This is a genomic window from Leptospira venezuelensis (assembly GCF_002150035.1).
Lineage (GTDB): Bacteria > Spirochaetota > Leptospiria > Leptospirales > Leptospiraceae > Leptospira_B > Leptospira_B venezuelensis.
The window spans coordinates 121,514-146,823 of record NZ_NETS01000007.1; the positions used below are offsets into that span (position 1 = coordinate 121,514).

28 protein-coding genes are annotated in these 25,310 nt (G+C 40.2%); 17 read left to right on the plus strand and 11 right to left on the minus strand.

The genetic code is table 11. The features are described 5' to 3' along the window. Positions 1 to 75: 75 nt before the first annotated feature. Entirely contained in the window at positions 76 to 1,053 is a 978-nt protein-coding gene (locus B1C82_RS02545) for a ketoacyl-ACP synthase III (protein WP_086446052.1), read from the minus strand. 72 nt (positions 1,054 to 1,125) lie between these two features. Beyond that, complete coding sequence (locus tag B1C82_RS02550; protein WP_086446053.1) at positions 1,126 to 2,937, minus strand: CoA-transferase; 1,812 nt, start codon at positions 2,935 to 2,937, stop codon at positions 1,126 to 1,128. 301 nt (positions 2,938 to 3,238) lie between these two features. On the opposite strand from B1C82_RS02550, the gene B1C82_RS02555 reads away from it, so the two are divergent. The 4 genes from B1C82_RS02555 to B1C82_RS02570 all read left to right on the plus strand — a co-directional run bounded on the left by B1C82_RS02555 (position 3,239) and on the right by B1C82_RS02570 (position 6,203). Continuing rightward, the gene (locus tag B1C82_RS02555) at positions 3,239 to 3,709 is read left to right on the plus strand and encodes an acyl-CoA thioesterase (protein WP_234008452.1); all 471 of its coding nucleotides are present in this window, start codon (positions 3,239 to 3,241) and stop codon (positions 3,707 to 3,709) included. After that, the gene (locus tag B1C82_RS02560; RefSeq protein WP_086446054.1) at positions 3,706 to 4,584 is read left to right on the plus strand and encodes a four helix bundle protein; all 879 of its coding nucleotides are present in this window, start codon (positions 3,706 to 3,708) and stop codon (positions 4,582 to 4,584) included. Before B1C82_RS02555 ends, B1C82_RS02560 begins: the two co-directional genes overlap by 4 nt. Beyond that, positions 4,581 to 5,342 carry an SDR family NAD(P)-dependent oxidoreductase gene (locus B1C82_RS02565; RefSeq protein ID WP_086446055.1) on the plus strand — a complete coding sequence of 254 codons (762 nt, stop codon included), beginning with the start codon at positions 4,581 to 4,583 and terminating at the stop codon, positions 5,340 to 5,342. The genes B1C82_RS02560 and B1C82_RS02565 overlap by 4 nt, the downstream gene beginning before the upstream one ends. 96 nt (positions 5,343 to 5,438) lie before the next feature. Then, positions 5,439 to 6,203, plus strand: a complete 765-nt coding sequence (locus B1C82_RS02570) for a PP2C family protein-serine/threonine phosphatase (RefSeq protein WP_086446056.1) — start codon at positions 5,439 to 5,441, stop codon at positions 6,201 to 6,203. Positions 6,204 to 6,213: 10 nt separating this feature from the next. Here B1C82_RS02570 and B1C82_RS02575 read toward each other — a convergent pair whose 3' ends face one another. Next, on the minus strand, positions 6,214 to 6,753 hold the full coding sequence (locus B1C82_RS02575; RefSeq protein ID WP_086446057.1) for a SiaB family protein kinase: 540 nt from the start codon (positions 6,751 to 6,753) through the stop codon (positions 6,214 to 6,216). A 7-nt stretch (positions 6,754 to 6,760) separates the two neighbouring features. Then, positions 6,761 to 8,047 (minus strand): beta-ketoacyl-[acyl-carrier-protein] synthase family protein, encoded by a 1,287-nt coding sequence (locus B1C82_RS02580; protein ID WP_086446058.1) that lies wholly within the window; start codon positions 8,045 to 8,047, stop codon positions 6,761 to 6,763. Positions 8,048 to 8,315: 268 nt separating this feature from the next. Between B1C82_RS02580 and B1C82_RS02585 the strand changes: the two genes are divergently transcribed. Both B1C82_RS02585 and B1C82_RS02590 read left to right on the plus strand, forming a co-directional pair. Continuing rightward, positions 8,316 to 8,744, plus strand: a complete 429-nt coding sequence (locus B1C82_RS02585) for an LA_2478/LA_2722/LA_4182 family protein (protein ID WP_086446059.1) — start codon at positions 8,316 to 8,318, stop codon at positions 8,742 to 8,744. 73 nt (positions 8,745 to 8,817) lie between these two features. Continuing rightward, positions 8,818 to 9,336, plus strand: a complete 519-nt coding sequence (locus B1C82_RS02590; RefSeq protein WP_086446060.1) for an OsmC family protein — start codon at positions 8,818 to 8,820, stop codon at positions 9,334 to 9,336. Positions 9,337 to 9,340: 4 nt separating this feature from the next. On the opposite strand, the gene B1C82_RS02595 is transcribed toward B1C82_RS02590, so the two are convergent. Genes B1C82_RS02595 through B1C82_RS20785 form a run of 5 tightly spaced genes read right to left on the minus strand, consistent with a single transcriptional unit; the run spans position 9,341 to position 12,512 of the window. Further along, on the minus strand, positions 9,341 to 10,282 hold the full coding sequence (locus tag B1C82_RS02595; RefSeq protein WP_086446061.1) for a lysylphosphatidylglycerol synthase transmembrane domain-containing protein: 942 nt from the start codon (positions 10,280 to 10,282) through the stop codon (positions 9,341 to 9,343). 19 nt (positions 10,283 to 10,301) lie between these two features. Then, positions 10,302 to 10,649, minus strand: a complete 348-nt coding sequence (locus B1C82_RS02600) for a histidine triad nucleotide-binding protein (protein WP_086446062.1) — start codon at positions 10,647 to 10,649, stop codon at positions 10,302 to 10,304. After that, positions 10,646 to 11,551: an ROK family protein gene (locus B1C82_RS02605; protein WP_086446063.1), complete on the minus strand. Its 906-nt coding sequence runs from the start codon at positions 11,549 to 11,551 to the stop codon at positions 10,646 to 10,648. The genes B1C82_RS02600 and B1C82_RS02605 overlap by 4 nt, the downstream gene beginning before the upstream one ends. Further along, a complete protein-coding gene (locus B1C82_RS02610; protein WP_086446064.1) occupies positions 11,548 to 12,213 on the minus strand; it encodes an ABC transporter ATP-binding protein in 666 nt (221 codons plus the stop codon). The genes B1C82_RS02605 and B1C82_RS02610 overlap by 4 nt, the downstream gene beginning before the upstream one ends. Next, entirely contained in the window at positions 12,210 to 12,512 is a 303-nt protein-coding gene (locus B1C82_RS20785; protein ID WP_234008453.1) for a hypothetical protein, read from the minus strand. The genes B1C82_RS02610 and B1C82_RS20785 overlap by 4 nt, the downstream gene beginning before the upstream one ends. 292 nt (positions 12,513 to 12,804) lie before the next feature. Here B1C82_RS20785 and B1C82_RS02620 point away from each other — a divergent pair, with 292 nt between their 5' ends. The 9 genes from B1C82_RS02620 to pssA all read left to right on the plus strand — a co-directional run bounded on the left by B1C82_RS02620 (position 12,805) and on the right by pssA (position 21,879). Beyond that, positions 12,805 to 14,367 (plus strand): tetratricopeptide repeat protein, encoded by a 1,563-nt coding sequence (locus tag B1C82_RS02620; RefSeq protein ID WP_086446065.1) that lies wholly within the window; start codon positions 12,805 to 12,807, stop codon positions 14,365 to 14,367. A 33-nt stretch (positions 14,368 to 14,400) separates the two neighbouring features. Beyond that, positions 14,401 to 14,994 (plus strand): hypothetical protein, encoded by a 594-nt coding sequence (locus tag B1C82_RS02625; RefSeq protein ID WP_086446066.1) that lies wholly within the window; start codon positions 14,401 to 14,403, stop codon positions 14,992 to 14,994. 74 nt (positions 14,995 to 15,068) lie between these two features. Then, positions 15,069 to 16,529: a TolC family protein gene (locus B1C82_RS02630; RefSeq protein ID WP_086446067.1), complete on the plus strand. Its 1,461-nt coding sequence runs from the start codon at positions 15,069 to 15,071 to the stop codon at positions 16,527 to 16,529. Positions 16,530 to 16,531: 2 nt separating this feature from the next. Next, entirely contained in the window at positions 16,532 to 17,713 is a 1,182-nt protein-coding gene (locus tag B1C82_RS02635; protein WP_086446068.1) for an efflux RND transporter periplasmic adaptor subunit, read from the plus strand. Positions 17,714 to 17,777: 64 nt separating this feature from the next. After that, positions 17,778 to 18,386 carry a transcriptional repressor LexA gene (lexA, locus tag B1C82_RS02640; protein WP_086446331.1) on the plus strand — a complete coding sequence of 203 codons (609 nt, stop codon included), beginning with the start codon at positions 17,778 to 17,780 and terminating at the stop codon, positions 18,384 to 18,386. A gap of 59 nt (positions 18,387 to 18,445) precedes the next feature. Then, the gene (locus tag B1C82_RS02645; protein ID WP_086446069.1) at positions 18,446 to 18,748 is read left to right on the plus strand and encodes an LA_1448 family UV-C exposure upregulated protein; all 303 of its coding nucleotides are present in this window, start codon (positions 18,446 to 18,448) and stop codon (positions 18,746 to 18,748) included. After that, positions 18,738 to 20,105 (plus strand): S41 family peptidase, encoded by a 1,368-nt coding sequence (locus B1C82_RS02650; protein ID WP_086446070.1) that lies wholly within the window; start codon positions 18,738 to 18,740, stop codon positions 20,103 to 20,105. Before B1C82_RS02645 ends, B1C82_RS02650 begins: the two co-directional genes overlap by 11 nt. A gap of 2 nt (positions 20,106 to 20,107) precedes the next feature. After that, on the plus strand, positions 20,108 to 21,124 hold the full coding sequence (gene tsaD, locus B1C82_RS02655) for a tRNA (adenosine(37)-N6)-threonylcarbamoyltransferase complex transferase subunit TsaD (protein WP_086446071.1): 1,017 nt from the start codon (positions 20,108 to 20,110) through the stop codon (positions 21,122 to 21,124). Continuing rightward, positions 21,121 to 21,879: a CDP-diacylglycerol--serine O-phosphatidyltransferase gene (gene pssA, locus B1C82_RS02660; protein ID WP_086446072.1), complete on the plus strand. Its 759-nt coding sequence runs from the start codon at positions 21,121 to 21,123 to the stop codon at positions 21,877 to 21,879. The genes tsaD and pssA overlap by 4 nt, the downstream gene beginning before the upstream one ends. A gap of 78 nt (positions 21,880 to 21,957) precedes the next feature. Here the strand turns inward: pssA and B1C82_RS02665 are convergent, their stop codons facing one another. Together B1C82_RS02665 and B1C82_RS02670 are read right to left on the minus strand one after the other, a co-directional pair. Then, entirely contained in the window at positions 21,958 to 23,256 is a 1,299-nt protein-coding gene (locus tag B1C82_RS02665) for a hypothetical protein (RefSeq protein ID WP_086446073.1), read from the minus strand. Further along, the gene (locus B1C82_RS02670) at positions 23,257 to 24,123 is read right to left on the minus strand and encodes a hypothetical protein (protein ID WP_086446074.1); all 867 of its coding nucleotides are present in this window, start codon (positions 24,121 to 24,123) and stop codon (positions 23,257 to 23,259) included. It abuts the gene before it with no gap. A gap of 287 nt (positions 24,124 to 24,410) precedes the next feature. On the opposite strand from B1C82_RS02670, the gene B1C82_RS02675 reads away from it, so the two are divergent. Both B1C82_RS02675 and B1C82_RS02680 read left to right on the plus strand, forming a co-directional pair. Beyond that, positions 24,411 to 24,635 (plus strand): LIC12298 family protein, encoded by a 225-nt coding sequence (locus B1C82_RS02675; protein ID WP_086446075.1) that lies wholly within the window; start codon positions 24,411 to 24,413, stop codon positions 24,633 to 24,635. A gap of 2 nt (positions 24,636 to 24,637) precedes the next feature. Then, positions 24,638 to 25,309, plus strand: a complete 672-nt coding sequence (locus B1C82_RS02680) for a JAB domain-containing protein (protein WP_086446076.1) — start codon at positions 24,638 to 24,640, stop codon at positions 25,307 to 25,309. The last annotated feature ends 1 nt before the right edge of the window (position 25,310 follow it).

A 25,310-nucleotide genomic window follows, 5' to 3' on the forward strand; every position in this document is an offset into this window, starting at 1 on the left:
AGAATTTAGCCCTGGGCTTCAAAAGCCTGGACCTTTCGGGACAGGCTCTTATATTATATTCCAAATATCGAATTATTAGAGACGATATAAAAGTCCGCCCCAATAAAATCCTGCTCCAACCGCAGGAGAAAGAATTAAATCACCTTTTTTCACGGTCCCTTTATAATAATATTCGGATAAAGCAATTGGAATAGATGCAGCGGAAGTATTTCCTACTCTTTCAAAATTCAAAAGTATTTTTTCTCTTGGAAATTTTGTTCTTTTTAGAACATCCTGCACTACAACATCAGTTCCGGGATGAGGGATTACCCAATCTATTTCTTCCAATGAGACATTATTCTTTTTTAATAGATCATCCATAGAGGAAAGTGTGAGATCCGCTGCGTTGGTCACAAGTTCCGGATAACTTTTTACATAAAAATTAGGGCCTGGTCCTGTTTCGATTATACTAGCAAGATCTCCATCATCCTTTAAGAAAGAATCTATAATTCCGAATTCTTTGTTTCCGGTATATTCAAGCAAAACTCCGGCTGCTGCGTCACCTGCTGTGAATTCTCCGTAGCCCCCCATCCTTGTTCTGACAGAAAATCTTTCGCTGCCGATTACAAGTGCGTTCTTATATTTTCCGCTGCTTAGGAACGCGGATCCCATTTGGACTCCATGAACGAAGCCGGTACAAGCGGTACAGATATCGAATGCTAATGAGTTGGAAGTTCCCGCAAGTTTAGAAGCCTGAGGAGCAAGATCAGGTAAATAAAGACGATCTGTCCAGTTAGCTAGAATGAATAAGTCCACATCCTCCGGTTTTTTTCCTGCGTCTTTTAGGATCATTTTAGAGGTTTCTGCAGCCATGAACTGGGCAGTCTCTTTTTCGTTTGCCCTTCTTCTTTCAGTTACTCCTATGTCGCCAATCACAGCTTTTTCGGCAGGATGCATTTCAGGATATTTTAATCTAGGTCGAATTTCATCGTTAGTGACGATCCTCTCCGGGAGATAATGCCCAATCCCGGTGATTCGAACCCCGTTCGAAACTAGGTTTTTAGAATTCGCCATGGATCAATACTCCTTTGGTCCATAATAAATTTCCAGTCATAATTCCAATCTTTTGCTTCATCTTTATCATACTTAAGGCAAACGGGTATACACCATAAATTGTTCGGTATAAATTCTTTCCGGATCCAATTCCCTAAGAACAGTCAATTCATCCGAATTGATTGCAGGCTCTTGGGCAATCGGAAGATCTTCATCAGGTGGAAGCCAAAGTGTATATCTTAGAACAGCTTCTTCTGATTCCATTTCATCGTCGGATGCAGGTGCTAACCAAGAGCTCAGTTCGAAAGGATGATCAGAAAAAGAAGATCTTTGGAATCTACCGAATTGACAAACTGCTTCTACCACTCTGTCTCCAGGTGAAGTGATATGTTTTACTTTTCTTACGAAACGAAAACGATTCGCTTTTGCTACAACGATTGTATCCGCAGTAGAGACGATATCATTCGCTCCTCCGGAGCCTACTAAGAAGTTTCCTTTTCCATCTAAGACAGAGTTGATATTTCCGAACCAGTCTACTTCTGCAGCTCCAATCACTCCCAAACAATCATCAGGTACAATTGTTCCTAATATACTTACTATATCAGATAACATGGAGCAGTGTTGGGTATGAAGTTGGCTGAAGAGAAAAACATCTCCAGCAAAAGGTTTCATTCCATAAAATCCAAGCTCAGCGACAATCTTGATATGGATCCCTTCTTTTTCTAGAAGTTTGGCTGCTGTCCATGCAGCCATATGTGCGGCTCCAATCCCTGCTAGAATTGTTTTGTATCCTTTTGTTTTGACCTTCTCAATGATCGCCCTTGCTGCAAGAATGATCATCTGCTCTGAATCATTTACAGTTTTAGGATTTTCAGGAGAAGAAAGAGAATGTTCCGGAGGAGTCATCTTTAAACGCCTAAGTCTTACTTCTCCGATCAGATCCAGATAGTCTTCATGCCCTCCGGATAATATTACATTTTCTTTATACCATTTTTCAGCCTTAGCGGGAATGCCTGCCGCCTTATTAGCTTCCATTTGGAATTCGTAATCATCCAGATAAGATTCCACACCTTCGAATGCTGGGATATCAGGAAAACCTTGCACTCTTAACGACTGAGGATGAGCTCCAAATCTTGCTGGAGCGATTCCCAAAACTTTTGTACTTGGTATATGCACTAATTCAGGAGGGACTGTTCCTCTTGGTACGATCTTCTCAACTGTAGCGATCACACCTTTTGTAGCTGCAAGTGCACCCCAGGCTCCTTCTCCGCCTGGTTGAGAAAGAACAATATTTCCATCTTCGTCCGCTACTACTCCGTGAACCAATGTGATCTCCGGGCATAATGGTAAAAGGACTACCATGTCCTTTTCCTTTGTTCCTCTACTTTCAGAAACTAGATGAGGGCTTGCAGCTTCTCCGTAAGGTTTTCCTTCGGTAAGCTTATGATATAAAAAAGCGGTCTTTCCTAATTTGTCCGTAATTAGGTCAGACCCTACTAAGGAGTTAGAAACAAATCCTGGAAGTTTCATGGCTCCTGCCATCAATCTTTGTACTAAAGTGAGAAGGGACCAAAGTTCCAACTCGAAAGGTTTTCCTTTCATCAAGTCTTTATACAAACTATTTGGACTTGGTTTAGGATAATTATCTCCAGCAAAACCTGTGATCATCTTCTTTACTATGCCGGAAAGAGCGAGGCAATGAGCGCTGGAATGAATACCTGCAACACTGATAGTGAACTCAGGATTTGTTTCTTCAAAAACTCGAGAGAGAGAATAGATAAGTGCATTTGGCCTAGACATCGTTGTGGCTAAATGTAAGTACATGCCTGGCTTAACGAATTCCCGTACAAGAGAATCAGGATCAGAAAGAATCTTAGTAGTTTGATGTTTCGATTCTTGTGGCATTCGTTTATTTTGTAAAAAAGCCCGGACAAAAGGCGTTTTCACCAAAGGTTAGATTTTTGACGGAAAAAAGGCCAGATTCATACGAAATCAAGGTGAAAATACAGCCAAATCGTAAGTTTAAATCCTGTGACATTTTGTATCCAAAGACTAACATCGTTTAATGCGAGCGTTTACTAAGTAAGAGGGATTAGGTCTCTCTTTTTTACCAGACTTTGGTATAAAAAATTTCAGATCTTCCCTTCATTCCCGCTGATACAGAGACCCAGGCTTTAAGATCGGATTTCCAGGCTCCGATACTAAGATGGAACCCTTCCGAGAAAGAGAAGCTGAAATGTCAGATGCCCCAAAAGAGTCTTTTCACTTCAAGACAGAACTAGTTGTCCGCAGATCGGACACTAGAAGTGCCACCGTAGTAGGTGGACTTTTTGTTTCTCACCTAACTTATGAAACATTTATCCCTCTCGTAAACGAAGTATTTGATGCATTCTTAGAATCCAACTCATGGTCCAAGGCAAATATAGCAGGAGCCAATATCATTATTCCTAAAATGGAGGTGGAATATAAATCCGAAGCAAAAGCTGGAGACGTTTTAGAATTTTCGGCTGGAGTTTTTAATTTAGGGAAGAAGTCCTGCGAGTTGTATATCTCTGCTTCTCAAAAAGTTTCTAAAGAAGAAGTGGGACTTGCAAAAATTTCTCTAGTATTCTTTGACTATGTTTCTAAAAAAACTTTGGAGATCCCGTCCGCATTTAGGGCGAAATTCGAAGTATGAATTCCAAAGCCCAAACTTCTCAGGCGGAAGCTGAGTTCCCTTCGGAATATTATTTTTCGACTGAGATTCCGATCCGTAAGATCGATCTGAGTTTGGACATACATGTTTCTTTTGCAAGTGTACTGGACCTTGTGATGGAGGCTCACCTCCAGTTCTTCCAATACCTTGGATATTCCGTCACAGACATACATGGGAATAGCATCATATTTGCTAATGCTTCCATACAATACCAGGGAGAATTATTATATAAGGATAAAGTGATTATAGACGTTTCCTTGGACAATTTCGGGGAAAAGTCTTTTGATCTATACTTTAGGCTTTCTAAAAGGAATCGAGCAGAGAAGGTCTCCGTCGTAAAGATCAGAGTTTTATTCTTTGATTATAAACTTAGAAAGGTAGTTCCGATCCCTTCTGAGTTCAAAAATAAATTTGATACTGGAAAATACATCAAGATGCAAAGTCCTGAGATCGGAAAAGAGGCCTCAAATGCAGTCGGCCCTGATGGATTTGTATTCGGATTTCGTAAACTAGAAGTATGGAATCTATCACATGTTTTCCTTCTCCATCTATATGAACTTTGCGAGAGCTGGAAAGGAAAAGTAGAGCCAAGTCTTTTAGAACATATCAGATCTATATCTTCCTTATTGCCTGTTAGGATCGCAGGAGCTTGGGGAACTCGGATTCGTGCGGAAAAAGTAAAAAATATATTAAGAGCAAAAGTTCATTTAGAAGAACTTAGATATCTTCTCATATTAGTCGCAGATTTAGGAAAAGTAGATCCTTCTCAAGAGTTAGATGATCTTCAGACAATCAATTCCCATCTAAAAAAATATCTGAATAAAGTCAGGACCGGAGAAACTAGAAAGATCCGATGAAAGATAAGGTCGCATTAGTCACAGGCGGGAACGCAGGTATCGGAAAAGCAATCGTACAGGAATTTGTTTCCAGAGGTGCGAAGGTGATATTCTGCGGTAGAAGAGAAGAAGAAGGAAAAAAAACCGAAGAGGAAATTTCCAAACTAGGTGGAAATGTAAAGTTTTTCCGATGTGATGTGTCTGATGATTCCCAAGTTAAAGAATTAGTACAGAAAGCCGAGTCAGAATTTGGAGGCCTGGATTATGCAGTGAATAATGCTGCGGTTGGTGGGCTCTCAACTGATCTACATCAATACCCGGAAAAAGTTTGGGACAAAGTGATCGCAGTGGACCTAAAAGGTACTTGGCTTTGTATGAAACATGAAATAGAACTTCTTTTAAAAAGAGGAGGGGGTTCTATCGTAAATGTTTCTTCTATCGCGGGACTAGTCGGTGCGGATTGGAAAGTTGCTCCATATTCTGCAGCAAAACATGGAGTCGTCGGGCTTACGAAATCTGCGGCCTTAGAATATGCAGAAAAAAAGATACGAGTGAACGCAGTTTGTCCTGGATTTATTAGGACAGAAATGTTAGAAGGACTGTTTCATTCTTCGTCTGATCCAAAAGAGGCGGAGAAAAGAATTACCAGATTACATCCTGTAAATCGACTTTCTGAACCGAGTGAAGTCGCTAAGGCGGCAGTTTGGTTATGTTCCGAAGAGGCTTCCTTTATTACTGGTGTTGCGCTTCCTGTGGACGGCGGCTACACTGCTAAATAAAAACGTAATATTTTTTCTTGAAGGAAAGTTTGGATGAGTCAAATATGCGTAATTCCGTTTCGAGAATTATAATCGGTTTTTCCGGTCAAAAAAAATATGAAACTCCGGTATTATGCAATCACGGACAAAGGAAACTTTCGCTCTCATAACGAAGATTCTTTTTTATCCGTAGATAGTTTGGTATGCGGCCAAACTCATGGAGAATCAGAAACAGTCCGCGAATTAGACACCGAGGAATTTTCCGGGCTGTTCGCTTTGGCAGATGGTTTAGGCGGACATGAAGCCGGCGAGATCGCAAGTAGAGTTGCATTAGAAAAACTTGCTTGGATGGAGAAAGCGATTCGCCCTATCGAAGAGTTACCTTCTTCCGGCTGGAAAAATTTAATCCGCAAAATTAATAATGAAGTAAACGCTTACGGAGAATCCATAGGAAAACCAAAAATGGGAACCACCTTGGTCGGTTGTCTTTTGGGAAAAAGAAAATCCTGGATCTTCAATGTAGGGGACAGCCGTCTTTATCATCTTACTAAAAATGGACTTAGTAAAGTAACAGTAGATCATAATATTGGAGAAGAGCTCGGTTCCAGTTATGGCCGAAACCTTCTGACAAGTTGTATAGGTGGCGGGACTAAAAGTATAGAAGTTGATACATTTGATTATTCTGGAAAATTATCTCCGGGAGATTTTATACTGATTTGCACAGATGGTCTTACTGAAGTCCTAAACATAGACCAAATCGAAAAGATTATGAGAGACCATGAGGATCTAAGAGAAACTTGTAGGATCCTTTCTGAAGAGGCGAATCTAAGGCTGACAAGAGACAATCACACAATTGTGATCATCAAAATAGATTCGATTTAAGTTATTTGTTTTAAAGTCCGGAAGAGTAGGCGCCTTCTAACAGAAATCGGGCGGTCAATCGGAAGAAAAGATCTCCGTTGTCCGCCTCCTCTAATTGGTATACCAAAGGTAAATCCGACTTTCTTGCTATCTCGAAAAATCCTAAACCAGCGCCCTTACTTTTTTCAGGTCTATCAGAGCGGATTTGTTCATTATATCTTTGTTTGAGTTCTTCTGGAGAAAGTTTTTTAACTTCTTCTATTTTACTTTTTAAGAATATAGCCTGCTCTGGAGTGATCGCGTTCCCGCAGTTGAGTTCCCAGTTATGGGCCTTTCTTCTTAAAACTAGAATACCAATCCCGCTTTTTTCGTCTCTTTCTATTGAGTAATGTGCGACGTTCTGTGCCATTTCCACGAATACAGTGAGGATGCGGTTCTTCTTCTTTTCTCCTTCCAACTTTTCTTTGAGAAGATCATTTAGAGAAGAAATGGTAGTCTCAGAAAAAGGCCCTTTATAAAGAAGAGCCACTCCAGTCCTTTTAAGAATATTATATTGTTTTGATAACTGCATATACTCCTCAAAACTCCGGAGCTGCCAAACTTACGAATGAAGATTGGCTTCCGATCGCAAACGCCATGGAAATTGCATATCTGATTTTTGCCTTTCTCGCCCCTTCTGCCACATGATCATGATCGCATTCAGGATCTGGATTCTCCAGATTGATTGTTGGACATAGGGTCTGATTTTTCAACATAAGAGAGGTTGCAGCGACATTGATAATTCCCGCTGCTCCGAATGTATGACCGAATATAGGTTTGATAGAACCAACAGGTGCCCAATGAAATTTAGGACGACCCTCATACAAGTGACCGATCGCACGACTTTCCGCTAAATCATTATTATGTGTTGCTGTTCCATGCCCACAGAAATAATCAATATCTCCTAAACGAAGCCCACTGATTTTCATCAAATGCCTGAGACCAGTGGTGGCTTTTTTGCCGGTTAAGTCCATTCTCATGGCGTGATCTGCTTCGTTATAACTATAAGTTCCCAAAACTTCTGAATAAATTTTGGCGCCTCTTTGTAATGCTCTGTCTAACCTTTCCATTACAAGAACGACCGCACCTTCCCCCAATAAAAATCCGTCTCTGTTTATATCATAAGGACGAATCCCTTTTTTAGGATTATCTTTTTCCAAAGACATTACCCTGCTCATAGGATCAGAGTACATCATCATTAAAGGTTGCAGTATGGGAAATTCATGACCGCCAGCATACATTACTTCTGCTCTACCTTTACGGATAGCTTGATAACACAAACTGATGGCATGATGGCCTCCCACACAGGCGGCCGATACAGTTGTTACAAAACCTTGGATATTTGCATTAATCGCGGTCAGGTTCGTGGGATTGGAAGCCATAGAAGTGAGGACAGAATAGCGATCAAACACGTTATGATCCTTTTCTTCCAAATATTTTCTCCAGGCAAAATCCCACCAGGCCATAGAAGCTCTGGAAGAAGAATCTATAAAACCAACTTTGCTAGGATGAAGATCACCTTTAGTGATGCCTGCATCCTTATTGGCTTCTTCCATTGCTGACATTAATGCGAGAGTTTCTGTATTATAGTTTTTAGAGTATTTATCGCTCAGATCGGGTAGATGTTTTTTGTAATCGAAAGTATTCATCTCCCCTGCAACCTTGATGGGGAAGTTTTCTGTAGGAAAACGTGTGATAAAATCGAGTTGGGATCTTCCCTCTGAAAGATTGGTCCAAAAGTCTTCTACTGAAAAAGTGTTCGGAAGAATGACCCCGATACCGGTGATCACTACTCGGGAGTTTTTTCCGTTTTTAGATTTATCCATAGAATAGCGGGTTTAGAAATTACCTATGTGGATTAGATTTGGAAATAAAAAAATCATTCCGAAACGTATAAGACGCAAAAAAGGGTGAAAAATCTCATAAAACCGGAAATAGACGGGCAAAATGCGCAGAAGTTCCGCTCGTTTACGAAAATCTATATGGTTTCCCCGAGCAATTGTTAGGCCTAAATAATTATAGTTTTATGAAAAACGGTTTTCTGTTCTACCTGGGATAATAATCTATTGCTAAAAAATTTCCAAAGGTTCTCGTATGAAATATATAAAAATTATAATGTTATTATCTTTTGCAGGTCTTGCTTTCGCTAATTGTTCCAAATCCCCTGAACAGAAAATCCTAGAATTAGGACCCAGATTCCAATTAGCATTTTGTTCTAAGGTAATAGAATGCGGAAAAGAAGAGATCGAAAAGATCCCTCCTAAATATAGAAATACTCTTCCTGCATTTCTACAGTCCCAAGAAGCATGTGTTACTTATTTTAAAGAAAACTTTGATCAGGCAAGGGAACAAAGGAAATTAAAAAAAGAAGAAGCAACGCCTGAAATGGCCCAAGAATTTGAGAAATGTGTTTCTGCCTTAGAAAAATCGACCTGTGAGGTGTTCCAGAAAAAGGAAACAAAACATGTCGGAATTCCTGGCTGCGAAGGTCTTCCTAAAATTGCCCAACCGGAAAGCCCTTAAAATTTTCCGATTTTTACTCTTCGGTTGATTGTTAGATCTGTGTCGGGACAAAGATTCCGACCAGGTCAGGTACATGAACTCCGAAGATTTAAAAAAAATACAAACTCCTTTAAAAGACAAATATCGCGAAGCTCCGGACTCAGCGGTTTATACATTAAAAGCAAAAGGTAAATTAGGCGAAGGTATCTCTTGTAAAGTAGAGACGGGTCGGGCCTTGGCAGACGCAGGACTACATCCCGCTACTGGTGGAACTGGTATGCTTGCTTGTTCAGGGGATTTACTTTTAGAAGCTTTGGTCGCCTGTGCTGGTGTAACATTAGGCGCGGTCGCCACTTCTATCGGGATAAATATCAAAGAAGCGTCTGTAAGAGCCGAAGGAGATTTGGATTTTAGGGGAACGTTAGGAGTTTCTAAAGAAGTCCCTGTCGGTTTTAAAGATATTAGATTGTATTTCGAATTAAATTCGGATGCTGATCAAGAAAAGATCCAAACATTATTAAAACTTACTGAGAGATATTGTGTGGTTTACCAAACGATTGTTTCTGGAACAAAGATCAATACAGAGATCAAAAATAGTTCTACTCTTGTGTGAGATTTTATTTTTCTTTTTCTGTAAAAGACCAATACACATAGAGTATAGCAGTTAAGATACCGAGTGCAACCATCTGTCCTAAATGAACAGTGGTTGCATATACCAAACCTTCTGAACTTTCTCTGCCTAATAATACAAAACCGGATGTTATAGATGCGTGATATACCCCCGCACCTGATGGTGCAGAAGGTACCATCACTCCCACAGCTCCACAGAACATAATAAATACAGTTTCTAACGGACTTAAATGGATCCCTACTAAGTATTGTAAAAGAGTATAATGGATGGCATATCCTAAAAGCCAGGTACAGGCAGTCAAAATTCCGTAGCTGGAAACATTACGAAAAGTTAAAAAACTTCCGAGTTCGGTTACTTGAGGTGCTAATTTTTCCGTAAAGAATTCCTTCTTTCCAATTTTAGAAAATAGAAATTCTCCGAAAGTGATGAGATCTTTATGAAATAGTCGAACGATTACAAGTGCGGAGAAGATCCCGAATATCCCAAGTAATGGAAATAGAATTTTTGTTTCGGAACCGTTTACTCCTAAAATAAAAAGGGCACCTAATCCCGCGCAGAAAATAAAGGAGAAGTCTAAGACCTTTTCTAAAAAGATCCCGCTGACTAAATTTCCATAACCAATACTCTCACCTTTTTTACAAAGATAGAGACGAAAAATATCTCCTCCTCTTGCAGGTAAGAATTGATTTGCTCCCACTCCAATATAAGCGGAGAGAAGTGCAGTCTTGAAAGGAACTTTTTTATTTAATAATAAATACCATCTCCAAGAGAATAAATATAATCCCCAAAGAATAGCCACGAAGAATGGAATTAAGAAGATAGGTTTCCATCTTTCTAAAATAGAAGTAAAACCCGAGAGATCTAGGTTCCAAAATAGAAAACCCAGAGATAAAACACTGATCCCGAATCCGAGTAATAATTTTTTCAAAATAGATCCTCGTTGCAGATCAGCCAGGAGGCCATTTCATTTGTCTTCCACCGAGTATATGAAAATGAAGATGGAATACCGTTTGGCCACCTAGTAGGCCCATATTGTTCACAATTCGGAAACCTTCTTTATTGAGTCCTAGAGATCTTGCGATTTCTGTGGCTCTATATAAAATTTCCCCGAGAAGAGCCTTGTCCTCTGCGTTAGTTTTATCTATGTCCACGATATGTTTTTTAGGAATAACTAAAACATGAGTGGGAGCCTGAGGGGAAATATCATGAAAAGCTAATAGATTCTCATCCTCAAAGATGATCTTAGCTGGGATTTCTTTATTGATAAGTTTGCAAAATATACAGGAATCTGTCATGTTTTACTATCCAAACATAAACTTGCTGCTCCCAGGGCGCCAGTGACTGATTCTCCCGGAAGGATCTTTACGTATTCTTTGAATATGGGAAATATGATTTCTCTCACCCTGTTTTCAAGTCGTTTTCCGAAAAAGGAATAGGACTTAGCTATACCTCCAGATAATACAATATGTTCCGGATTTAGTAAATGGATTAGATTACGAATGAGTTGCGCTAAACATTCTATCCCTTCTTCCAAGATCTCGTTTGCTTCTTTATGATGTTTAGAAGCTAGATCGAAAAGGGTTTCTATATCAGTAAGTTTGGAACCTGTCTTTTCTAAGAACCGAGAAGAGAATCCGCTGGCACTGAAGTAGGCTTCTGCACATCCTCGTTGGCCGCATCCGCAAAGTGCTCCTCCTGGGTGAATCGTAGTATGTCCTACTTCCATTGAATTCCCAAGATAACCATCGAATAGTTTACCTTGGAAAACCCATCCGCCGCCTAGTCCGGTTCCTAGTGTAAGAACGATCAGATTGGAAGAAGTTTTGCCTTCTCCAAACCAATACTCTCCCAGGGCCGCACAGTTTGCATCATTATCATAATAAACTGGAATACCGAACTTCTTCTTTAAAAAATCGACTAAGGGGACATTTTTTAATAAGGGAAGATTTGCGGAAGAGATCAATATTCCATTTTCTTTATCTATTGGCCCCGGACTTCCTATTCCAATACCTTTTACTTGATCTGTGGAACTTGAAATGAGTTCAGAGATCTGTTCTTCCAATATGGACAAAAAGTGTTTAGAATCCATTTCTGGTCCGGTCTTTCGATCTGAATGAGAAATGATCTTGCCGGATGGATTTGTAAGACAGGCTTTTATACTTTGGGCGCCGATATCCACGCCTATAATAGAACTCATTTAACGACTCTGGTAAAACTTCCTTCTCTCATTTCGTAGATCGTCTTAGCATCGAATGCAAGATTCATATCGTGGGTCACAAGCAGGATTGTGAGTCCTCTGGAATTAAAGTCTGAGAGAAGTTTACGTACTAATTCACTATTTTCTGGATCCAAGTCACCGGAAGGTTCGTCAGCAAGAAGCATTTCAGGTTCATTGATAAGTGCTCTGGCGATTGCAGTCATCTGGATCTGTCCTCCGGAAAGACTGCTCGGAAGTTGGTTTCTTATCGTATGAAGATTCAAACTGGAGATTAGATATTCACATTTTTCTCTGTATTCTTGTTCTTCGAATTTTCCAACGAGTAATGCAGGAAGAAGAATATTTTCTTCTACAGTTAGGTGAGAAACCAATTCTGAAAATTGGAAGATCAATCCTATGTTTTTTGCTCTGAATCTGGCGAGTTCCCCTTTAGTCATGGAGGAAAGTTTTAAAGTGTCGAAGTAAATTTCTCCGGAACTACTGGATAACATACCAGTGATCATGGAAAGTAATGTGGTTTTTCCGGAACCGGAGGGTCCTACGATCGCGACATAGTCGGATTGATTGATATCGAAGGAGATCGCGTTGACTGCCTTGGTGGAACCATAATGCCTGGAGAGATTATTAATCCTTAGGATCATTTTCCCCTCCGAATTGATCTATAAGGATCAACCAAGGTGTATAAATAGGCAACGAGTGCGCTAATTCCACCGATCAGTAAGGCTTCCGAACCCAAACTTGCTAAATAATCGAGAGGGGAGACCAACTCTGACTTCCCGATAGGGATAAAAACGCTTAAAATTAAGGAGAATAAGAACCCGATCCCGTGTATGATCCATAGTTCCACTGTTTGTAAGAGCACGACTCCCTGTCTATTTCCGCCAACGGCCATCATAATACCGTTATCCCCGGAACGAGTCATCACCCGGACTATGCTCATAAAAATTAAAGCAAGGCCGCAAAGAGATAAAACCAAGTACGGAGAATTCAGAAATAGATCGATACTAGAAACGTCCGTGGGTCTTTTTTCCGTACGAAGGGAGAAAAATCCGAATAAAAATCCGTAGGCGAAAAACGTCGAGAATACGACGTGCAATACACTGGTGATCCAGTCCCGGAGAAAAAGGGAAAATGCAAACCTCAGGTAAGTGATTCTTCCCATCGGGAGCAGGATATTGAAAACGTTTGATTTTATCCAACATTTATTTAGTTAATAGCAGAAATTCCGAAAAATGATCTTTGTAATTCTCGTAGCAGCTGGAATCATCCTGATAGTCGCAGCAGGTTCCTTTCTCATTCAATCCAAAAAGGATTCATTTGAGAAAGCTCTAGCTTTGGCGGCCATGGGAAATTACGTCGACTCTCGAATCCTCATCCGAGATATTTTAGATTCCAATCCATCTAACACCAGGGCTCATTTTATCATGGCGAAAATTTACGCCATGGAGGGCGATTATAATAACGAAGCAAAACATTTAGATCGGATCAAAAAGATTGGAAGCTTCGATAAGGAAATTTCAGAAGTAGCAGTTTCCAATCGTCTCGCAGATATATATTACCAACAAGATTTATATGAAGAAGCGGTATTCCATTATTCGGATACCCTTTCAGTAGACCCGGATAACCTAGAGGCTTGTATCAGAATTGGTTTTATGGCAATCGGTCAGAAAGAATTTGGGATCGCAGATAAATTCCTCTCCAGAATCCCCGATGAGAAGATCAAAATGCCTGCCTTACTTTTAGGAAAAGGTGTGGTCGCAGGGATCTTAAGAAAAGGGGATCCGAAGTTCTATTTCCAAAAAGCATTCGAAGAAGATCCAACATCTTCCGTAGGTGGATTTTTATACGCGGTTTCTTTGTCTAGAGCGGGAGAACACGATGAGGCGATCCGTGTAGCAAACTCTGTGGTAGATGTTGTCACAGATGAGTATGTTCGTTACACATTATTCCAATTCATCATGTTGGAATTTATATTAAAAGGAAATTGGAACGAAGCTCTAAAACATGCCAGGCTTTGTATGGAGATAGCTCGGAATAACGGATGGAAACAGGAGATGATAGACTCTGATTTTCACTTCGCTCTAGTAGCCGTTCATATGGGAAGATTAGAAGACGCCAGCGAATATCTGATCGAAGCGGAATCTGAAAGAGTGGATGACGATCGTATCATTGAACTCGCAAATTATAAATACCAAGTAGAAACCAAAAGATTGGAACTTGGAAAAGTTTCCAAGAGTGGATTTCTTCCAGAGCAAGAGCTTGGAAAATTATTCGCGGAACTATTTCCGGTAGAACGTTATTATGAGATCTCAGGTTTAAAATCTTCCAAGTCCTTCCATATCAAAGGAATCATAGATGAAGAAGGTAATAAGATCGTAATCGACGTGAATAAGATCGGGATCAGTGCCATGGACCATTATAGGTCCTTGAAAGGTGTAGATTTCAAAAACTTATGCGTGAAGGTAGTTCTTGCCCTGAATTATACAGTGAGTAGAGAGATCCCGAACAAGGAAGGTGACGGGGTCAATTTCCAAGGTTTGAACAAAACTGACAAAGAGACCAGAGCACTTTTCAAATTCAGAAAATGGAAGGACGCTAAAATTTCTGATATATTCTTAAGGGATACCTTGGGCCAGGTAAAAGATATGGCATTGGACAAGGCATTCATTATTGGAGATGCGGACTTCACAGAAGGCGCTCGCCGATTTTTAGCGGATAATCCGTCCAGACTTTCTGTGCTCTACGGAAAAGACTTAGAAGAACTTTTAAAAAAGGCACTGAAATCCCAAGGCTAAAGGGAACCTTCAGTTTTATTAGGGGTCCTAATCATGTTCCATCTATCTTTTTGCGGATCTGTTTTGTTCAGAGGACTATTACTTCTAATATTATTACAAATTTCTTGCGTTACGAAAGGCGAAACTTCTCTTTTTGCTAAGCGAAGTCCTGAAATTGCTCCAGTTGTTACTAAAGGAAAAGTTTTCCTCGCAGGACATACAGGAGAACATTCTAATGACACAGAAGAGATCCTAAAACTAGTACAACGTCTTGTTTCAGGGACGATCTCAAGAGATCTGAATTTTTTACCTGAGATAGTATCCAAGAAAGACGGGATCTACCTGGACATAAAAGGGAATTGGACCAGAGAACAACTTATACAAGAAATTGCGACTGCAGATAATTATTTTCGCATATACTTTTTCGATCGAGATCTACTAGAAAAACAGAAAAACTCTAAGGATGTGAGAACAGTCCGTGATTTGTTACTATCCTCCGGAGGGATCGAGGTCGATTTTTATTACGAGAGCAAGAACGCTTGTGAGTTAAAACTCAAATTTAAAGAGAACCAGAAACTAGAAAGGGAACTGATCAATCCATATTTCATAAAGCAAGACGGGAAATGGTACTTATTCCGGCTTTTCTAAAATGAAATCTTCTAAAAAGGCAAACGGACTTGCGGTATCAGGGCTTGATATTGAAATAGTCATAAGGAAAGAGGATGCAAGACTTCCAATCGGGACACGAACAAGATCTACTCGATAAGACTTCCTATAGTAAGAAAAGAAGTTGGATCCTTCTTTCTGTTTTCGCTGCTTCTTCCTTCTTATTTCCTTTCGGGACACTCGTATTTCCGGAAACGATCCCTTTCGAAACAACTAGCGAAGATAAAAAGGGAAGCACGGTTAATAAACCGAACCAAACGACTCCATTAACTAATACTTCCGCAAGTGTAAGTCCAACTGCTGGCAAGGTCATAGACTGGGATGTGGATCGTCTGACCGAATATGCGATCTCAAACAACCCTTTGTATTTATCCGAAAAACAAAATATGGGGATCGAGAGAGGGCGGGTGATCACCGCTTCCTTATACCGAAATCCAGTCATTCAATTCCAACAACAGTTCATTGGAGGAACTCCTAACTCACAAGGTGGAAGTCCGGAAACGGCGCCTGGTATGTACCAAGAAGTGGACGTATATGGAGTTGTTCCTCTAAGAACTAGAGTAGCTAAAAAATCATTCGAAGCCTCCATCCAAGACTTCCGAAATTTTGATCGGATCTTTAGAATGAGACTTCGTCAGAATTATTGGGCATTCGTATTTCTTACTCTTCTAGTAGATACAAACAAAGAATTCTACGAAAACTATAGTGACCTTTTAGAACTTACAAAGTTTAGAGTACAGAAGGGAGACATCTCTCCTTTAGAATTCGAACGCCTTGAATTAGAAAGGATACAGGTAGAAAAATTCTACCGTGACGCGATCGTGCGCAGACAAGTGATCGAAAAAGATCTACGTATCCTTTCCGGATTATCTGAAGAAGAGGGCGTATTCGCATTCAAAGTCGATTCCATGAAGTTCAGACCTTTGGAAGAAATGGGGCTTCATCTAAAAGAAGATTTTCCTTCTATAGAACGTCCAGATCTAACCGCCTTGGAGCAAAGACTTCAAGAGAAGAAGATGAACATAGAACTGCAAAGAAGGGAATCTTACGGCTGGTTGCAGTTAGGTGGAGAATGGAGGGTCAAAGGTGGGGAAAATTATGGAGGAGTATTTGCTTCCATTCCAATTCCTTTGAACGATAGAGGCCAAGGAAAGGTATATTCTGCTAAAGAAGAATATAGAAAATTCGAATTGGCCTTGGATGCAAAAAAAAGAGAAATAATGGCTGAGATAGAAGCCGCTAAAAAAGAACTCTTAGCGAGAGAGGAACTCTTAACCAAATACGAAAGGATCAATCTTCTTCAAAAGAACAAACAATTAGAAGAGAAATCCAGAATTGCATATGTCCGCGGCGCCTCAGATCAAGTAACCTTCCTCCAAGCAGAAAAAAACTACCTCACCATCCTCAGAGAATATTACGACCTACTATATTTATATTTTAATGCGGTAGAAAACTATAAGGCCGCAACCGGAAAAATCGCGGAAATTTCTTCGGCAAACAAGGCGCAGGGAGAATAACAATGAAACTATTATTCCAAAAATATAAAGTGCTTATCGTCTTAGCCTTGGGGATCACGATCGCGTTTTTCGGGTTCAAATACCTTTCAAAAAAGAAACCTGAAAAAAAGATCACTGAAGAAAACAAAAATGTATTCACAGTTCCGGAAGATGTAATCAGAAGGCATCCGCTTACTTATGTTGGTTTAAAAGAAGTCTCTCAATTCGAAGAACTTGCATTGCCTGGTAGGATTACTTACGATCCGGAAAGTATGGCAAAGGTAGGCTCACAAGTCGAAGCCAGGATAAAAAAAGTTTTGGTCAAAGAAGGAGACAGAGTCAGCCAAGGATCTCCATTAGCAATTTTATCTTCCATCCAATTGGGAGAGGTCGAAGCAGCTTATGTAAAAGCGAGAGCCTCTTTGGACGCATTAAAGATGCAAGCGGATCGTGCTAAGGAACTTTTTGAAATGAAAGTTACTTCTGCAAAAGAATACGAGTTCGCTACAATGCAGTATAAAACTGCAAGAACCGAAGTGGAGACCACTCGTATCAAGTTGGACAATTACGGTCTGACTCCTTCTGAAATAGAAGGAATTGAAAGAGGGATTTATGTTTCATCTAACCTAATCCTAAGAAGTCCTATCAATGGAGAAGTTACCGAAAGAAAAGCAATCCTGGGGCAACAAGTAACTCGTAACGAAGAATTATTCACAATCGCTAACTTAAGTCATCTTTGGGTTTTGTTAGATGTATATGAAAAAGATCTAGGTGGAGTGAGAGAAGGAGCACAGGCGACTATCTTTCCTTTAGGGGATGAAAATAGTAGCGTCCAAATCCAAGGGAAAGTGGGTTATGTAGGAACGGTTTTAGATAACGTAAAACGTACCGCAAAACTCAGGATCATGGTTTCTAATAAAGGAAACAAATTAAAGCCAGGTCAAACTGTGACAGCAAAAGTTGCCGGTCTTGTGGTGAGCGCTGGAGGTGGAAAACGTAAGATGGTCCCTCTAGAAGCAGTTCACGAGATAGAAGGGAAATTTTTCGTATTCGTTCCTCATGGAGAAGGTAGTTTCGAAGCGGTTAACGTAATCGTAGGAGACACGATCGAAGACGATATCATCATCTTAGGCGGGCTTCCTGATGGCTCGGAAGTAGTTTCAAAGGGCTCCTTTGTCCTTAAGAGTGAATACCTTAAGTTTTAATATTTAAAATATCTATACCAAAAAAGTACTTGCGCAACATTTATTCACTAATAACTTGTTAAGCATGAAAGATCTAACGGAAAAGCAACTCGCTGTTTTGCAGTTTATTACCAATGTAATTAAAGAAAGGGGCTTTCCGCCAACGATCCGAGAGATTGGAGATGAGTTTGGGATTACGGCAAAGGGTGCCTACGATCACCTAAAAGCCATCGAGAAGAAAGGATATCTCAAAACCTCCAAGAACCAATCCAGAGCCATAGAGCTTACCCGCCAAAGTCCATTCGAAAGTTTACCAGTTCCAACTCCAAGCATTCCTCTTCTAGGTAGAGTAGCCGCTGGACTCCCTATCCTGGCCGAAGAAAATATCGAAGCTTATATCCCAGTTCCGGAAGAGATGGCCTCTAAAGGGATTACCTTTGCGCTTAAAGTGCAAGGAGATTCTATGATAGAGGCAGGGATCAATGATGGAGATGTGGCGATTATCCAGAAAAAGGATATAGCTCGAAATGGAGAGATCGTAGTCGCACTGATCGAAGACGAAGCTACTCTAAAAGTATATTTTAAAGAAGCAGATCATATTCGTTTGGAAGCTAGAAATCCAAAATACAAACCAATTCGTAGTAAAAAAGTTACCATTGTAGGAAAACTGATCGGCCTTTATCGTTCCTATTGATAGGCACTCCGGATTTCGGAGTTGACATTAACCGTTGAGAGAGGAAAGATTTTGAAAGAGTGAACTATCTTTCCTTTTTCCGCGTATTCGCGGCATTCCTTTTATTACTTCTATTATTCGATTGCGCCTCCCGAAAAAAAGAGATCGGAGATAAGGATTTAAAACTAGTCCTAGAATATCTTACCGAAGCTCGTCTTGCGGAAAGATTGAATTATACTTCCGAACAAATCATTCGAAAGGATTCCGAAATTTTGGAAGCTGCCTGCGAAAGATATCAACTAGATAAGGATTCCGTAATGGAACAAATTCGAATCAAATATCCGAAGACATACTTCGCATTGGTCGGCAAAGATGAAGAGTAAGGAAAGATTTGCCTGGATCAGTTTGGTTCTGATCCTATTTACAACACTCGTATTTCGTCCAGTCCATGCAAAAGCGGTTTCCGAAACTGCCGAAAAATATCTGCAATTATTCCATGAGGTTTTCGGACTCATGCAAAATGGTTATGTAGAAACCATAGACGAAGAAAAAGTATTTTTAGGTGCGATCAAAGGAATGTTGGGGTCTCTAGGAGATCCTCATTCTTCTTTCTTGGAAGAGGAAGAATACAGACAAATGCGGGAAGAAACTCGTGGATCTTTCGGCGGAGTCGGTATGGAAGTGGCTTATACGGATGGAGCAATTGTGGTTGTTTCTCCAATTGAAGACACGCCTGCAATGAAAGCAGGTATCTTACCTCAAGATAGGATTATAGAAATAGACGGAAAAAGTACAGCAAACTTGGGCTATGCAGAAGGGATCAAACTAATGCGTGGAAAGCCTGGAAGTTCCGTAAGTATTAAGGTTGAAAGGAAAAATATCAAAGAGCCTTTGCAATTCACCTTAGTGCGAGAAAACATCAAGATACGATATGTTCGTTCCTACTTCTTTGAAAAAGAAAAAGTGGGTTATCTCCGTTTGAACCAATTCATGGGAGAAAACACATTAGAAGAATTTAAAAAACATCTAAAACTACTCGCGGATAAAAAATCAGAAGGCCTGATTGTGGATTTAAGAATGAATCCAGGCGGGTTACTGCCTTTGTCTGTAGCATTATCTGATATTTTTCTTCCGGAAGGATTAGATATAGTTTCCGTTAAAGGGAGAGGAGGAGAGCTTGCAGACGTTTCCAAGTCAACTGGTAGTGGGGATAAATATACCACAATACCATTGGTTGTTCTGATCAACGAAGGTTCTGCTTCTGCTTCTGAAATTTTTGCCGGGGCTATACAGGATCATAAGCGAGGGAAAATTGTAGGGGTTACTTCTTTCGGAAAAGGTTCCGTTCAGATTGTTTATCCACTTTCTTTTGGAATGGCAGTTAAACTTACAGTCCAAAAGTATTATACTCCTTCTGGCAAATCACTTCATGGAAAAGGTATACAGCCGGATGTGATTGTAAAAGGAATTGAACCTAACGAAGACGATCGTTTTTATCTTAGAAAGATGACCGAGAAAAAGTTACTCGATCAACTTGCTTCAAAATATCCTGAGTATAATGAGCAGAACTTTTTAAATTTCGAAAAAGCACTTAAAGAGCAAGGGATCAAACTTAGCTCTGATGTTGCCAGAGCAGTGTATAAAAATAAAACTCAGGCGGAAAAAGACAGAACTATGACTGATTTGGAATTAGATCCTCAATTGAAAAAGGCAGTGGATCTACTTTCTTCCAAATCTTAATTATGATCGGTCTTGGAATAGAGACTAGCTGCGATGAAACCAGTCTAGCTATTGTGAAAGATGGGAAAGAATTACTTTCCCTGAAAATTTTCAGCCAAATAGATCTACATAAACCTTTTAGAGGGATTGTTCCGGAGATCGCTTCCCGCGCTCACTTAGAGAAAATCAATCCTCTTCTCTCTGAAGTTTTAGAAGAATCTAAACTTAAACTTTCCGATTTGAATTATGTGGCTGTGACCAGATCTCCAGGGCTTACTGGTTCGCTTATGATAGGCGCACAATTAGCAAGATCCATTCATGCAGTGTATGGAACACCTATCGTTCCACTTTGTCATTTACAGGCCCATTTCGCAGTGTTACATTTAGAAGAAGTGGAGCCAGTCTTTCCGGTATTAGGTTTACTTCTTTCCGGTGGGAACTCTGCTATCTATAAAATCCCTCATTTTGGCAAAATGGAAGTGGTGGGAGATACAATGGATGATGCTTTGGGAGAAGCATTTGATAAGGTGGCCGGTTTATTGTCTCTACCTTATCCAGGTGGACCTCCTATTGAAAAGGAAGCATCAAAGTATGTTCCTGAGCCTAAGGAAAAAGATCTTTTACCTCCACTTCTTAGGAATCTGGAGCAGGATCGTGTAGCTTTCTCTTTTTCAGGTTTAAAAACGGCGGTTTCTCATTTGATCGCAAAACGACCGGATCTGTCCACTCAGGCTGTATGTTATCATTTCCAAAAGACTGCGTTTGAACTTGTGGAAAGAAATTTAAAACGCGCAGTCTCCATTACTGGGATTAAAAGAATCGTAGCGGGTGGAGGGGTCTTAGCGAATTCTACACTTCGTAACAGATTATCTCAATTCGCGGAAAAAAATTCCCTGGAATTTTTTTCTCCCCAAAAAAAGATCTACTGCACGGATAACGGCGCGATGGTAGCTGCCCTCGGCTACTATCTATTTAAACAGGGATATTCTAAGAGTTTGGACTTTACAGTAAGTCCGGTAAGGCAGGAGACCTATATATGAATCGCAGGATACATTGGATTCCAAATATGATCACCCTCGGGAACTTGAGTATGGGATTTGTTTCCATTCTTATTGCTTCTGAGGCAACAGGTAACGGACCTCAATCCTATATACTCTCCGGATTTTTTATCTTACTCGCAGCAATCTGCGATGGGTTAGATGGAATGGTGGCAAGAGCTTTGGATGCAACTAGCGAACTAGGTGCTGATCTTGATAGTCTTGCAGATCTAACTGCATTCGGTATCGCACCTGGATTCCTTTTTTATAATATGGTTCTTGGAGAATACAAGATTGATGTTTTCGGAAAAGAAGACCTTTTCCCGATTGGAATGCTGATCGCTGCGATCTTTCCTGCTTGTGCCGCATATAGATTAGCAAGATTTAATGTTGCTCATGATCCTTCTTCCTTTACAGGTTTGCCATCTCCTATTGCGGGAATTACTATCGGTTTTCTTCCGATTTTTTTAGGAAAAGACCATACTCTTCCTCATTGGTTGGGAATACCTCTGTTTATCCTAATCGCTTTTTTAATGGTTTCTAATGTTCGTTATGGAAAGCCTCAGGTGGCAATCCGCTCCAAGCTTACTCCATTACGTGCTAGTTTGATGCTCGGTGCAGCTTTGATCGCTCTATTCTTTATTGGAATTGCTCGTTGGCCTTGGCTTGTTTACGGGCTGATTTGTTTGTATATCTTCTCCGGATTATTAACTTTCTTAATCCATATTATCCAGGAACTAAGAGTAAAACTAGACTAAAAGTTTTCCTCTAAACTTTAGATTTTTATAAAGAGAAGTAGTCGAAAGGCCGCTTCTCTTTTTTATATCCGTCGCCTTTTAATCGAATAGAGGAATATACACCTGGAATCGCATACTTACACCGTCACCACTACCTTCCTTCTCTCTTGTATGGCGTATATGAATTGAGAAGTAAGGATGAAATATCCGTAAAAAAGAATAAAAGGATTTGTCCGTCACAACCAATCCAGTTTCCTCCGGAGTGATGGATTCCTCTGCGAATGCTGGATATAAATTTTTCTCTTCTGCATATATAAGGCTCGAGTAGATTTTCCAATTTTTACCTATAGAAATTTGTAATCCTGCTTCGGTAAGTTTATCTCCGTTTTTTCTCCACTCTTGGCCTAGTTCCCATCTCCAAAACTTTCTCTGGTAAGATACATAGACCCCCTTCGCAAAAATCCAAGAAGTATGATCCGAAAAAGAATAGGCTCTGGCTTGAGCAAGGATCGCGAACCAAGGAAATTCCAAAATTTCCATCCTGCCTAAAATGGATTGAGCAGTGTAGATCTCTTTTCCTTCGGAAGAATATCGACTCGATTCGGCGAATTGTAATCTTCTATAAGGACCTGGTTCCCAAACGAATCTGAATAATTCTGCTTTTTCTTCCGGATCGGTTCTTTCCGAGAGCTGGAAGAGTTGTCCCGATCTTCCTCTAAATCCAGAAGCGAATATCCTTTTGTCTTTTTCTTTATCCGACCAAGCAGCCGATACAATTCCTTGAGGATCGCCTTTAGTCCCGAATATTTCGGTCCTGAACCAATATGGTCTTTTCTCTGATTTTCTTTCCTCGGAAGAAGGGAATTCTAAAAGTATGAATCCTTCCTTTGTTTGGGGAGAGTATGCTAACTCTAAATAGTTTTTATATGGTTTGAAGAAGAAGCCTGGCCGCTTATTCGCGGAAGCCTCTGCATAATAAGTTCCTAATGTACTTTCTCCGAATTTTAATCCTAAAAATCCCGTTCTAACGGTTGGTTGTTCTAAAAACCAGAAGGAGGAAAAATCGAATTTCTCTCTTAAAAAGAAAAAATGATTTAAGGGTCTGAATCGATTCCCATAAGAAAGATAAACATGTTTATTTTCGAATAGATAAGAGCCTAAGGTTGTTTCTCCTCTTTTTTCCAAGAATACTTTGTGTTTAGAACATTCTTCATCAGGAAGGATCAAAATAAAATTTCTGAAACAAACTTCTCCCCTGAACCAAACCGTCTCTTGTCTTTTGGTATTATACCTGGAATCATATCCTGAAAAGGAAACTCCTATAGAAAAAGGAGCGGGTAGGTTTTCCGCTGCTAGAATATTCGAAAAAAAGAATAATACGAAAAGGGATTTTTTCATTTAGAAACCCCTTTTGGTTCGGATCAGTTTGTTAATTTTTCTTCTTTTGAGTTCGGGAATTGAATCCAGATATGTTTCGAATTTTTCGGCGGGGCCTTTGGAATAGGAAGAAATAGAAATGGATTCTTGTAAGGAAAATCCAAGTCTTAGTAACTCTTCTGCTTCTAAGGAAGGATAAATATTCGTTCTTTCAGCCTGGGCTTGCGGTGGAGCTGTAAGTTTGGGATCTTCTTCTTTTTTATAAAATGGAGAAAATCCGAATCCTATAAATCCGATTGGATCTTTCTCTGATTCGAAACCTTCTACCTGACCTAAAAATCCCTCCCAGTTCCCATAAACTACAATTGAGATTCTATCTTCAGGATCGAATGAGCGACTTCGGATCCTTTCGTAACCTAGGCTTATCCTGAATTCCGAGTTTTGGGAGGAGCCAAGTAGTACACCTACAGAATTTTCTTCCTGGTTCTTTCTTCCAAAAAGATCCCAACTGAGTTTAGAATTATAGATACCTAAAGAAGTAAAATAAGAAGAAGGTTCCGAACCTTCTGCTCCGAATTTAAACCTAAAACCGAAGTCGCGATACAGTTCTGCTTGGTAACCTAAGGAAACTGTTTCGAAAAATTTCCCTTCTTTGTTTCGGCTACTTCTAACATAAGAGAGTCTATATTCCTCTTTTGAGCCGAATGAGAATGGGAGCTGTAGAGAAATTCCTGACAGCGGAACTTCTTCTTTTTCATATATTCCAAAAAGGGATATTTCCCCGCCTTTCCACCAAGGACGAAACCAAACCTCCGCGGGTATATTTCGATCGAATCCGAATATAAAAGCGCTGGGAAGAAGAAGGATGGCTAAATGTAGGAACCTCATTCCCGAGACGGGTCAAACTCAATGGGAGGCGATTGCGGTTTTTACGGAATTAGGTGATTTTTTCCAGATTGTTAACCCTACTGAACTCAGGATTTGTCCGGGCTGCGAATAGAATGGATCTTGTGAATGAGAAGGTGCCGGGCAGATATTCGGAAATTTCTCTAAAAAATCACAGTAAACGCTTGACGGTAACTATAAATGCGTATAGTATATTAATAACCGTTTAGTAGATTATTGGTGTGAAAATTTCAATTTATGTCGTCTAAATAGACGAGGGAAAGAAAGTTATGATGATTCGATCTCTACAAGATTCAGGTGCTTACGAAAGAAGCCGTAAAGGTCTCGCTGGAGCGGGATTCGATTGGAGGGAAAAAGTTCGTTCTTCTGAACCGAACTCTAAGACCTTCGCGGACTATTTGGAAGAATCTTTCCAAGGGGACTTGGTCCAGGATGGAAATTGGTTCTCTGAAACACTTTCCGAGCTGAGTAAGAAGAACCTGAGAAAAATCTAAACTTGGCTGAGCGCTGGGGCTCAGGCTTAGATCCTAGATCTCGTATCCTTCATGATGCGGATGATCTAGAAGATTGGGAGCTGATTGCCGTTCTTTTAGGCAAAGGGAGCAGGGGCCTTCCTGTCGAAGATCTCAGCCGAGATATTCTAAAAATGTCCCGAGGATTGGGGGGACTTCTCTCATCCAATATTCCTAGAAATTTTCATATCAACGGTTTGGGTAAGGCAAAACTCACTTCCTTACTAGCCGCTTTAGAACTTGCTAAAAGACTCAAATACGAATCGATCCGAATGTCGGGTTATAATCCGAAAACTCTTTCCTCTTATTTGCAGGGTTTATTCACCCCTTTAAAAAGAGAATGTTTTGTTTTAGCTACTATTTCTCCGGCGGGAGATCTTTTAAGAGCGGAGATTGTCTCCAAGGGTAGTTTGGAAGAAGTGGGAGTTCTCCCAAGAGACCTGGTCCGGATCGTGCTCAATGACGAGGCATCCCAGGCGATACTGGCCCATAATCATCCCGGCATGATCTGTTATCCAAGCCAAGAAGACTGGGAAGTTTATTTCAACTTAAAGAACTTACTTGCTAATTTGGATGTGGAGCTCTTAGACCATTGGATTTTTGGAATTGACGGGATCTTTTCTTGTAAACAATCTACTCGACTAGAAGAGAACTGAT

Excerpts from the sequence above, each read along its gene's own strand:
- B1C82_RS02545 (WP_086446052.1), bottom strand. The coding sequence starts at position 1,053 with ATGGCGAATTCTAAAAACCTAGTTTCGAACGGGGTTCGAATCACCGGG.
- B1C82_RS02550 (WP_086446053.1), bottom strand. The coding sequence starts at position 2,937 with ATGCCACAAGAATCGAAACATCAAACTACTAAGATTCTTTCTGATCCT.
- B1C82_RS02555 (WP_234008452.1), top strand. The coding sequence starts at position 3,239 with ATGGAACCCTTCCGAGAAAGAGAAGCTGAAATGTCAGATGCCCCAAAA.
- B1C82_RS02560 (WP_086446054.1), top strand. The coding sequence starts at position 3,706 with ATGAATTCCAAAGCCCAAACTTCTCAGGCGGAAGCTGAGTTCCCTTCG.
- B1C82_RS02565 (WP_086446055.1), top strand. The coding sequence starts at position 4,581 with ATGAAAGATAAGGTCGCATTAGTCACAGGCGGGAACGCAGGTATCGGA.
- B1C82_RS02570 (WP_086446056.1), top strand. The coding sequence starts at position 5,439 with ATGAAACTCCGGTATTATGCAATCACGGACAAAGGAAACTTTCGCTCT.
- B1C82_RS02575 (WP_086446057.1), bottom strand. The coding sequence starts at position 6,753 with ATGCAGTTATCAAAACAATATAATATTCTTAAAAGGACTGGAGTGGCT.
- B1C82_RS02580 (WP_086446058.1), bottom strand. The coding sequence starts at position 8,047 with ATGGATAAATCTAAAAACGGAAAAAACTCCCGAGTAGTGATCACCGGT.
- B1C82_RS02585 (WP_086446059.1), top strand. The coding sequence starts at position 8,316 with ATGAAATATATAAAAATTATAATGTTATTATCTTTTGCAGGTCTTGCT.
- B1C82_RS02590 (WP_086446060.1), top strand. The coding sequence starts at position 8,818 with ATGAACTCCGAAGATTTAAAAAAAATACAAACTCCTTTAAAAGACAAA.
- B1C82_RS02600 (WP_086446062.1), bottom strand. The coding sequence starts at position 10,649 with ATGACAGATTCCTGTATATTTTGCAAACTTATCAATAAAGAAATCCCA.
- B1C82_RS02605 (WP_086446063.1), bottom strand. The coding sequence starts at position 11,551 with ATGAGTTCTATTATAGGCGTGGATATCGGCGCCCAAAGTATAAAAGCC.
- B1C82_RS02610 (WP_086446064.1), bottom strand. The coding sequence starts at position 12,213 with ATGATCCTAAGGATTAATAATCTCTCCAGGCATTATGGTTCCACCAAG.
- B1C82_RS20785 (WP_234008453.1), bottom strand. The coding sequence starts at position 12,512 with ATGAGCATAGTCCGGGTGATGACTCGTTCCGGGGATAACGGTATTATG.
- B1C82_RS02620 (WP_086446065.1), top strand. The coding sequence starts at position 12,805 with ATGATCTTTGTAATTCTCGTAGCAGCTGGAATCATCCTGATAGTCGCA.
- B1C82_RS02625 (WP_086446066.1), top strand. The coding sequence starts at position 14,401 with ATGTTCCATCTATCTTTTTGCGGATCTGTTTTGTTCAGAGGACTATTA.
- B1C82_RS02630 (WP_086446067.1), top strand. The coding sequence starts at position 15,069 with ATGCAAGACTTCCAATCGGGACACGAACAAGATCTACTCGATAAGACT.
- B1C82_RS02635 (WP_086446068.1), top strand. The coding sequence starts at position 16,532 with ATGAAACTATTATTCCAAAAATATAAAGTGCTTATCGTCTTAGCCTTG.
- lexA (WP_086446331.1), top strand. The coding sequence starts at position 17,778 with ATGAAAGATCTAACGGAAAAGCAACTCGCTGTTTTGCAGTTTATTACC.
- B1C82_RS02650 (WP_086446070.1), top strand. The coding sequence starts at position 18,738 with ATGAAGAGTAAGGAAAGATTTGCCTGGATCAGTTTGGTTCTGATCCTA.
- tsaD (WP_086446071.1), top strand. The coding sequence starts at position 20,108 with ATGATCGGTCTTGGAATAGAGACTAGCTGCGATGAAACCAGTCTAGCT.
- pssA (WP_086446072.1), top strand. The coding sequence starts at position 21,121 with ATGAATCGCAGGATACATTGGATTCCAAATATGATCACCCTCGGGAAC.
- B1C82_RS02665 (WP_086446073.1), bottom strand. The coding sequence starts at position 23,256 with ATGAAAAAATCCCTTTTCGTATTATTCTTTTTTTCGAATATTCTAGCA.
- B1C82_RS02670 (WP_086446074.1), bottom strand. The coding sequence starts at position 24,123 with ATGAGGTTCCTACATTTAGCCATCCTTCTTCTTCCCAGCGCTTTTATA.
- B1C82_RS02675 (WP_086446075.1), top strand. The coding sequence starts at position 24,411 with ATGATGATTCGATCTCTACAAGATTCAGGTGCTTACGAAAGAAGCCGT.